Origin of the sequence: Candidatus Magnetaquicoccus inordinatus (genome assembly GCF_004217665.1) — a bacterium.
GTDB lineage: Bacteria > Pseudomonadota > Magnetococcia > Magnetococcales > Magnetaquicoccaceae > Magnetaquicoccus > Magnetaquicoccus inordinatus.
On record NZ_RXIU01000497.1, the window covers coordinates 1 to 1,163 of the forward strand.

Genomic DNA, 1,163 nt, shown 5'->3' on the forward strand with positions numbered 1-1,163 from the left:
AGGGAGTGGTGCAGAGCGTACAAAAGGGGAGAGCCTCACAGCCCTTGGCCACGACCTCCACTCTCGAAGCCCCCTCTTTGCTTGCGCCAGAAGCGGCAGAGGTGCAGCGAGAGGGGAGGAGCGAGTCGGCACCAGCGTTGTTGCAGGCACTGCCTGAAGCCTCTTCTCCTGCTGCTTTGGCCTCATCATCTGCTGCATCGGTTTCCTCCATTCTGGGCTCCTCTCTGGCCGAAGTTGCTGCCTCGGCGCTTGCCTCACCTCTTGCAGCAGCGGCGTCCCCCATTCTGGGGGCCTCTCTGGCCGAAGCGCTTATTCCGACAACTGCAGCACAAACCAAAGCGCCCCTGCTTTCTGAAGCTCTCTCTCTGCCGGAGCAGGCTAAGGCCGAGGCTGAGGCCGCAGCTCCAGTGGCAGAGGTGATGATCCGTGTGGCGGCAACACGTCTGGATCAGTTGTTGATCAAAGCCGAAGAGTTGATTGGTTTGAAGCAGCTCTATCAGCAGCAGGTACAGAACTTGCGGCAGTTGTTGCCACAGTTGGGTGCGCCGAAGGGATTGAAGGCGTTGTTAAAATCGATGGATCAGGGGCAGCGTGCTGCCCAGCGCATGGTCGATGAACTGTTGCAGACTGCCAAGCAGTTGACTTTGGTGGAGAGCTCTATTTTGCTCGATCCCCTGCCGCGTATGGTGCGGGAGATTGCCCGAGAGCAGGGCAAAGAGGTGGAGTGGCGTTATCAGGGCAGCAATGTGGAGGTGGATCGACGCATTTTACAGGCGATGGGCGACCCTCTGCTGCATCTCTTGCGCAATGCCCTGGATCATGGTCTGGAGAGCCCAGAGGAGCGTGTGCGGGCAGGCAAGCCGCGCTGTGGCTTTATCGAGGTACAGCTCCGTCAAAATGAGGGCAATCGGGTAGAGATTTTGGTTCGGGATGATGGACGTGGTCTGGATGTGCAGCGCATTGCGGCCTTGGCGGTGGCCAGGGGGCTGCTGAGTGGCGAGCAGTGTGCCAATATGCGCGATGAGGAGATTGTGGAATTGATTTTTCATTCCGGGTTCAGCACGGCAGAGCGGGTGACAGAGCTCTCCGGGCGGGGTTTGGGTATGGCGATAGTGCGCCAGGCTGTAGAAAAGCTGGGGGGGACTCTGCAGATAGAAAATCAT

General features: G+C 58.7%; 1 protein-coding gene. It reads left to right on the forward strand.

What is annotated here, in order from left to right; genetic code table 11:
* Positions 1-44: 44 nt before the first annotated feature.
* Positions 45-1,163 (forward strand): chemotaxis protein CheA (locus EJP87_RS16820; protein WP_265332140.1); only part of this gene is annotated, 1,119 nt, incomplete at its 3' end.